Source organism: Rhodohalobacter sp. SW132, from assembly GCF_003390325.1.
Taxonomy (GTDB): domain Bacteria; phylum Bacteroidota; class Rhodothermia; order Balneolales; family Balneolaceae; genus SW132.
The window spans coordinates 1-1,352 of the sequence record NZ_QUOK01000030.1 but is presented as its reverse complement, the minus strand read 5'-3'; the positions used below and the strand labels follow the sequence as shown (position 1 = coordinate 1,352).

Annotated in this window: 1 pseudogene; it reads right to left on the bottom strand. The window is 43.8% G+C overall.

Going from position 1 to position 1,352, the window contains the following annotated elements:
* Nucleotides 1-75: 75 nt before the first annotated feature.
* Nucleotides 76-1,245: pseudogene (locus tag DYD21_RS20780) on the bottom strand (IS4 family transposase).
* Nucleotides 1,246-1,352 lie beyond the last annotated feature (107 nt).

The following is a 1,352-nucleotide window of genomic DNA, read 5'->3' as shown; positions in this document are numbered from 1 at the left end:
CAATAGTGTCCTAAACGTTTTGAGTTCTCCTTAAATATGGCATTTCTATACCTGTAAGGCATATTATTTTCGATTTCAAAAAAGAACCCCCTGCAAAGGCTCTTCAGGCGGACCGAAGTCTTGATTAAAGGGATGATCCAGCCATCGTTGGAGATCGATCTTTACAAACAGATTTAAGCGGATAACCCCCACCAGGTTGGACAGATACCATCGATGTTTAGCCATGGCTTTTAGGACTTTTAGGATAAGAATCGTAATCAGTGCGGTCCATATTTGAATCATCACAGCGTTTTCGCTGGTGCCAATAAAGGATTTGATATGCAAGAGCTGTTTGATCTCCCGAAAGAATATTTCAATCTGCCAGCGGGCTTTATACAGCTCTGCGATGGTATTGGCCGTCCATGTCAACTGGTTGGTAATCAGTTCAATGACTTGCTCATTTTCGGCATCCTAAACCGCCACTCTTCGCAGCTTTCCGGGGTAAATGTTCTTCGATTTGGGACCGGTAAGCTCGATTAGTTCGTCTTTAAGTACATGCCCGTGGCGCTGCTCCGGCAGCTCATATTCTTTTATCGAACGATACTGCAGATTTTCTTTGTGGCGAACGACAAAGTTGACCTCGCTGCTGTCCCAAACATTGAGCAAGGAAAAGTCATTGTAGAAGCGGTCGGCGACTATGACACTATTTTTAAGCAACGGAATATCATAGGCACCTTTATTGTCGGGGGTTTTGCCATCGGTAATATTCACATACGCGGGCAGATTCCCATCGTAATCCAGTAGAGTGTGCATTTTCACCGCTCCTTTGCGGGTCTTGTATTTGGCCCAGTCAAAAAGCGACAGGCACAGGGAAATGGTGGTCGAATCCAAGAGCAATATCTTGGACTTGATTCGGAAGTTTACTTGCTTGAATCCCGCTTGCTGTCCTAAACTTTTAAGCAATTGACAATAATAATCGCGGAACAGCCGCCAGTCGCGATGCTTGTTTTGATAGCTGATGGTGGATTTGGACGGTGCCCGCTCAATGCCGAGATGATTAAGGTTGCCGGTAGCGCTGCGAAGTCCGTTGCTAATATCTCGTAGCGACTGACTTTTGGCAAACTGACAAAAAAGCATCGCTACCAAATGCGTCCAGCTTGTATAGCCTTTTTGGTGTTTGTCGGTGTGACGAGCGCTGACAAGTTTGTTAAACGAAAACCGATCTAATTTGGAAATGATTTGAGAAAACAGTGTTATATTTGTCATAGAGAGAAAGTTTCTTTGGTGTTGTGCAACTCAAATATACATTTGAGATACACAAAGTTCTTTCTCTCTCTTTTTTATTCTTTCCAAACGTTTAGGACGCTATTGAT